Origin of the sequence: Pseudoruegeria sp. SK021 (assembly GCF_002119405.1) — a bacterium.
Taxonomy (GTDB): Bacteria; Pseudomonadota; Alphaproteobacteria; order Rhodobacterales; family Rhodobacteraceae; genus Meridianimarinicoccus.
In genome coordinates this window covers 1-6,656 of sequence record NZ_MTBG01000068.1, presented here as the reverse complement: position 1 = coordinate 6,656, position 6,656 = coordinate 1, and the positions used below count along the sequence as shown (strand labels likewise).

Annotated in this window: 3 protein-coding genes and 1 pseudogene; 3 read left to right on the top strand and 1 reads right to left on the bottom strand. The window is 51.5% G+C overall.

What is annotated here, in order from left to right; genetic code table 11:
- Positions 1–98: 98 nt before the first annotated feature.
- Positions 99–1,086 (bottom strand): annotated as a pseudogene (locus BV911_RS18170) (IS256 family transposase); the annotation flags it as partial.
- Positions 1,087–1,324: 238 nt separating this feature from the next.
- Here BV911_RS18170 and BV911_RS18165 point away from each other — a divergent pair.
- The 3 genes from BV911_RS18165 to BV911_RS18155 all read left to right on the top strand — a co-directional run bounded on the left by BV911_RS18165 (position 1,325) and on the right by BV911_RS18155 (position 6,245).
- Positions 1,325–2,797 carry a glycosyltransferase family 2 protein gene (locus tag BV911_RS18165; RefSeq protein ID WP_086054981.1) on the top strand — a complete coding sequence of 491 codons (1,473 nt, stop codon included), beginning with the start codon at positions 1,325–1,327 and terminating at the stop codon, positions 2,795–2,797.
- A complete protein-coding gene (locus BV911_RS18160) occupies positions 2,797–4,398 on the top strand; it encodes a hypothetical protein (RefSeq protein WP_139840151.1) in 1,602 nt (533 codons plus the stop codon). The genes BV911_RS18165 and BV911_RS18160 overlap by 1 nt, the downstream gene beginning before the upstream one ends.
- A 125-nt stretch (positions 4,399–4,523) precedes the next feature.
- On the top strand, positions 4,524–6,245 hold the full coding sequence (locus BV911_RS18155; RefSeq protein WP_205963907.1) for a sulfotransferase family protein: 1,722 nt from the start codon (positions 4,524–4,526) through the stop codon (positions 6,243–6,245).
- Positions 6,246–6,656 lie beyond the last annotated feature (411 nt).

Below are 6,656 nucleotides of genomic sequence, written 5' to 3'. Positions count from 1 at the left end.
TCAGCGCGCGGTTATAGTCATGCCAATTCGTTGTCTTGTAGATCGTCTTCGCGGGTATGCTCATGCCCGCCAGCTAGCACATTGGATTCCCTTGGTGAATCCCAAGCACGATTTGCGCAACAAGGCCTCTCGGCCTGCCAAATATCATGCAGATGCCCCTTGGCCTTGGCTTGCAGCGACTTTGGCGCCGTCCACTGGTTGCTTGAACCAGTGGCGCAACCAAGACGACCGTTGAGGACATTGCCGGTCTTGTGGAACCAGCACCGTTGCTCGCGGGTCGCGCCAAAGACTTCCCGCAATGCCGCCCAGAACCCAAGCGCCCCGTCGCCAACGGCAAGATCAGGGGCCCGGGCAAGGCCGCGGCGCTTTAGCTCGTGCAACAGCTCGCGCCAACTCTGGGTGCTTTCACGAAAGCCATCGCTGAGCCCCCGAACCTCTTTGCGGCCTCATTCGTCAGCGCCGATCAGCACCAGAACACATTGTTCGTCGAGTCATTGATCCACTGGATCAATTTCTGATCCTCCTCACTTCCTCAGCCATCCTTGGCTGGAAGTAAACGCCATTTACCCAGACATAGACGAAGCGCCGGGTGCATAGGTCTCGGTGCTGCCAATGCTCATACTCCTCCCACCAGTCGGCCTTAAGCCGTGAGATCGTGGTCGAGGACCGCCCTACCGCATTCGGACCAAGCAAGACGGCCAGGGCTTCCTGAAAGTCGCCCGTGGAAATGCCCTTCAGATACAGCCAGGGCAGAAGCCCCTCGATGGATTTGGCCTTGCGCAGGTAGGGCGGCAGGATCGAAGACGTGAACCGGATCTTCTCGGCTTCCCCGCCACGGTCACGCACGCGGGGCACCTTCACAGCGACAGGGCCGATCCCGGTCATCACCTCACGTTCCGGCAAATGACCATGTCGCACCAGTCGTGCCCGACCGTCTTCTGTGGTCTCGCCGGCATGGGCGCGGAGCAGCTCAGCCTCCACGGCCTGCTGGATCAGAGTGCGCGCGCCAGAGCGAAGAAGTTCGGTCAGCGGATCAGGTGATAATCCAGATGGATCGGGCAGGCTTGTAATGCTAGTCTTTGTCATACGGCATATCCTTTTCTCTGCGGAGAACTGACGGCGTCTTCAACACCGCCATGATATGCCGCCCTCCCGAGCCATCACCAACTTTTAGCTATTTCTCTACGACAAATAGGTCTTGAGACTGAAAAACTGTGCCGTTAAGGATGCGTATCCGTGTAATCTTCCCCTCTGCGGGCAAGGCCCGCGATGTAAGTTAGTTCAAAGAATTGTGTGAGTGCCCATACATCGGAAATGTTAGATTATGCTAAGACGTATCGCCTTTCCGCAGGCTAAATTTCAAGTGCGAAGAAAAGGCTTAAAAAATTTGATTTCATTAATTATTCCTTGTTTCAATGCTGAAGAAACGCTTATTGAAGCTTACGAATCCCTTCCGCCAAAGGGGACCGCCAACGACCTTCCCGATCTGCAGATTATGATGGTCGACGACTACTCAGAGGATAACACTCGGTCCCTAATTAAAAGTCTTGCGGCTAATGATCACCGGATCGTTCCTATATTCAACGACAAGAATCTTGGTGTATCAGCCTCTCGGAACAAAGCTATTGCGGCGGCAGAAGGGGAATTCATCCTCTTCATGGACGCGGATGACAAGCTAAACGGCGATGGTCTGAAAACGCTTTTCTCGGCCATTAGCGATGACGTGGACTTCGTCCGCGGCAAGCACCTGCTCTGGGACTCGGTGAACGACATTCACTCTGAGAACGAAGGAGAAGAAAGGAATTTCTCCGAAGTTTGCGCCATTCCGCCGGGCTCACTGCCTCAGGTTGTCCTGATCTACACTTCATGGAATGCGCTGTTCCGGCGCAGCGTCATTGTCGAGAATGAAATCAAATTTTGCGAAGACCTGAGGCTTGGGGAAGATCGTCATTTCAATATCCAATACCTCATGGCGTGCCGTAAAATTACTCTTCTGAATTCCTACACTTATCTCTGGCGGAAAGCCGATAATCACGGCCAGCAAGCGACACAAGTGTTGGTTCAGGACCCGGAACATGTTTTCGCAAGCATACGCCGGTATTTGGAGCAGTTGGATGGCGACTGGTTCCAAGTACGCCCAAGACATCGGTCTCTTCTTGCAACGTCAATGCTGATCGAGACATGTAATTTTATGGCGTCGTTCTCGAAGCAGATTGACACTGGAAGTCTGACAGATTCAGCTAAAGAGAACTTGACGGCAATCATTTCAGGACTGGATCCCTCTTGGATCGATCTTGAATTGCGCAACCCGAAGGGGCGAACATTACCCTTTGTGCCTCTGTACGAATTTTGTGCCAAGCACGCAGGCCAGAATCCCATGGAAGATTTCTTCCGATCCTTTCAGAAGACATTGAGCGAGATTCGCTTGAAGATGGCTAAGTCGAATGCCGTCAAACAAAACGCTGCCGCGACGCCGACGAGCGTTCTACGGGCTGGGCTGAATAGCATGCGCGCCCGACTAAGCGACGGCACGCGCGCGATCGAAGTTCAGGTTCTTCATAAGGTAAAAGCATTTGACCGAGCCTATTATCGCAGAATGTATCCAGACGTCGCCGAGTCAGGAATGGACGAAGTTGAACACTATCTTGAGTTCGGCGCGAGTGAGTTGAGAAACCCGAATGCGTGGTTCAGTACAGCCGACTATTTTCAATCTCATCCAGAGATTTTCCTGTCTGGGACCAATCCTTTGGTTCACTTCTTGTTGACTTTTCCGACTTCCGCGAATTGGACATCCTGATGCTCTATGTCTTCACTAGTTGTGCTCTCAACTTCGTTCCCTGCGCAAAGCTCTTGGCCGCCTCTGTCAAAAAGTTTATGCCAGATGCGCATTTCGTTTTAAGCTTGACAGACGAGCGTCCGGGAATGCTAAATCTTGAAGATGAGGGCTTTGATGAAGTCTTGTTTCTTGATGATTATGCAGACTATATCCAAAATCCGCGCGGATGGGCATTTGGCCATACCGTGATGGAGCTGGCCACAGCGGTTAAACCCTTTACTGCATCCATGCTGATGGAGCGCGCCGATTGCGACGCAGTGATGTTCTTTGATCCGGATTGCGTACTTTTCGGTCCAATGAGTGATATGCGCCATCAGCTGACGGAGTCTTCGGTTTTGCTGACCCCACATGCATCCTTGCTGCATGAAAATGACGACTGGCTTTTCTTTGAGAAAGGGCCACTCAAAGTCGGCGGTTTCAACCTAGGTTTTTTTGCTTTTCAGAACACGGAGACAGGGCGAGAAGTTTCATCTTGGTGGCGGTACCGCCTGATGGATCATTGTCTAATCGATCCTGAGCAAGGTCTATTTACCGACCAGAAATGGATAGATCTTCTTCCAAATTACATCGACGATCTAAAGGTCATGCGGGAACCGGTTTACAATGTTGCGCGTTGGAACACCTTTCAGCGAAAAATATCGAAGAAGGACGGTGTTTATCTGGCCGATGGAAATCCTGTCCAATTTATCCATTTCTCAGGATTCTATAAAATAGGGCCTTATGTCAAAGGATTGTACGACAAAACTTCTGAACCGTTAGTTGAAAATAAGGATATTCTTGAAGAGCTGTCGCTCTGGTATTCTGAAGCCCTAGCCGGGTCGCGCAGTCATCCCATTTACGAATTACCGTGGCAATTTGGTTCATACAAAAATGGGGAAGCCATCGTAGATGCGGATCGCCGTCGCTACAAGGCTTCGAAAGAATTGCAAAGGCGGTATCCGGATCCTTTTGCGACAGACTCTTTCGACTCGTTTTGGCTTTACTGTCGCAAGCTGGATCGCGTTGAGGCTGAAACCCGTTTGTCGAAAAGCGACAGGATGTTCAATATAGTCGCCCGTGGCGTCCAGACAAACAATAGCATCTTGCGAACCCAAATCGAAGCTTTGGAAAAACAACTGGTCAATACTACCGCCGATCTAAACAATAGCCGGACGGCGGAAATGCTTCATAGCGGCACAATCGACAGGATCAAAGCAAGCATCAAGGATGTGATGCCGTGGGTGCAGAAGAAACTAATTCTTGAGTTGTTTTCACCGGTAGCGGAAAGTGGAAACTTTGACGCACAAGCCTATCTGGAGACTAATCTGGATGTTGCAGAAAGTGGTGTCGATCCTTTGGAGCATTTCATTCGAGATGGCATTTTCGAAGATCGCAACAGTCACCCCATGTCCGCTGACATGTTTTTCGAGTGTCACATAGATCTGTTCATTCAGCTTCTTTCTAAGACTCCACAACCGATCGATTCTAAATCAAAATTCCCAAACATCTCTGTCGGTAGCGGTACCAAAAAAAGAAACGCTTTCGGAAGATCTATCTTGCGGTCGATGGTTAGAAAAACTTGATGACGCATGAGGGGCCTCAAATGAAGATCGTCTATTCCTTTGTTGTTGACCGTAGTCCGAAATTTTTTCGACAGGCGCTGAACCTAGTACTGTCTCTGAAGGCCGTTGGCGTTCAGTCTGAAGATATGTTTGTGAATCTCACGCCGCCAGCCGAAATATACCGTGCAGAATTCGTGCGCCTTGGCTGCACAGTGGTGGGCAGTGTTCTCTTCGGGGACAAAAAGTATTGCAACAAGGTTGCTCAACTGCGGAATGCCCCAAGCGACGCAGATTTTGTCGTCTGTTGCGACACCGACATTCTGTTTTTGCGAAATATTGCTTCGGATCTCGTTGGGCAGGACGATCTTGTTTTTGGCAAGATCGTGGATTACAATAATCCCCCGATCGACAAGCTGCGCGCTGTCGCCGCACTGGCGCCTGATTTGCCGGAGATCCCCGAGACACTTTCTGACATCAATTGTGAACCAACACTGGTGGGCAACTTCAACGGTGGGCTCTACATCCTTCCGGGAAAGCATCTGCGCGCAATTTCAGAATGTTGGGAAGCAGAAGCCCTGCGACTTCTCGATTGCGAACAATCTCGTGCCATATTGGCCGAGTTCGGCTGGCACACCGATCAAATCTCTTTCTGTTTTACCTTGGCGCGGCTGGGACTTGACTACAAAGTGCTTCCGCTATCGTTCAACTATCCGCTGCATTTCCCAGTGCCCGATCATCAGGTTCCGGACCCATCCCAACTTCGGATCGTCCATTACCACGATTCCGTAGACCGGAACTTCCTTCCAAAGAGTGACAAGGTGTGCCGCCCTAATCTGAGGGCGCATATCCAAGAGGCCGTCGAGACGCTGAAGGTCATGATCTATCTGGACAGCGACAAGCGTGATCGCGCCCGGACCAGCGAAAGCCGCTTCACCTTTCTTGTCGGGTTCCATCGCTCGGGCACGTCTCTTCTGGCCGCTGGTTGTGAAAGCGTCGGCTATTCCATCGGAAATGGTGAGCTTTGGGCGGGAACACACGAAAACCCAAAAGGATATTATGAGAACAAGCGCTTTGTGCGGCTGAATGAAGAGATCCTACGAAAGCGAAATTCCGATTGGGACGACATCTTCTTTTCGTTCGGTGATGACGCTGATGCAATCGCCAGTCAATTCAAACTGCCGATCAGTACGTTTCTGGGCCATGAGTATCTTTGTCAGCCGCATCCGAACTATATCCTCAAAGATCCGCGCATCATGCAGACCTATGGGATCTGGCGCAACACCGTTCGCGCCATGGGACATGGCACGCCGGAAATCGTTTTCACATTTCGCAATCCGGTAGAATGCGCCGAAAGTCAGCAATCCCGTTACCGCAAAAGTTTTGCCGGCGATGGCGATCCTTTCCATTTCTTCGGTCAGGATCTGCGCGAGACACTTTTGCTCTGGTATGTCTACACAGTCAGGTTTCTAGCGACCCTAGAAGACGAACGCATGATCGTGGTGCGCTACAACGACCTGATCAGTAATCCAGAAGCGTGTTTGACCCGGATTTCCGACTGGTCAGGACTTGCGGTCCGGCCCGACGAATTGGCAACATTTTCCGAAAGCTTCCTCGACAAGGGGCTACGGCACCACAAACGTGACCTGACTGACCTGAAGAAGGCCACACTTGAAATGCCATATGTCCTGACACTCTATCAGCAGTTGGAGGATCTTGCCGGAAAGCCGCAGATCTACAAAGCCGACATCCGAAAAATCGTGGACACACATACCGAGCCCTTCGCCGATCTGTTGCAGCACGACTTCCTGGGCAGGTTGTTTTCAGTTCCCAAGCAGCGATGGATTCACGCACGTCACGTTGCGGGTTAGAGACATTCACAGTCAAAGTAGTTGTCCGCCGATTTCATGCGGCGTCTCTGATTTCAGGGGCGCTGATTTCGTTTTCTGGGTTCAGCCGGACGGGTCCAGCGGGCGTCCAGTCCCGGGTTCTTCCGTAACCGCTCCATTGTGGCTGACCTGCCCCCCGTTCGTCCCTCAGTCATAACGAAAGTCCTTGGGTTTGATAGTCGTCGGTTTCGGGTGTGGCAAGCGCGCCGGGCGCGATGCCATCAAGTAGCTCAAGCGCTCGGCGCGCTTCTGTGGACCAGTTTTCCGTAAGCGGCGGCTGGAACTCACCTTCTTCTGATTCCAGGTTTCTGCGACTTGGTTCCTGTTGGATAACAGGAAGCGAGTTTCTCCATGGAGACTACATCTGAGTTTCTCAGGTCATTGGGCGTTACG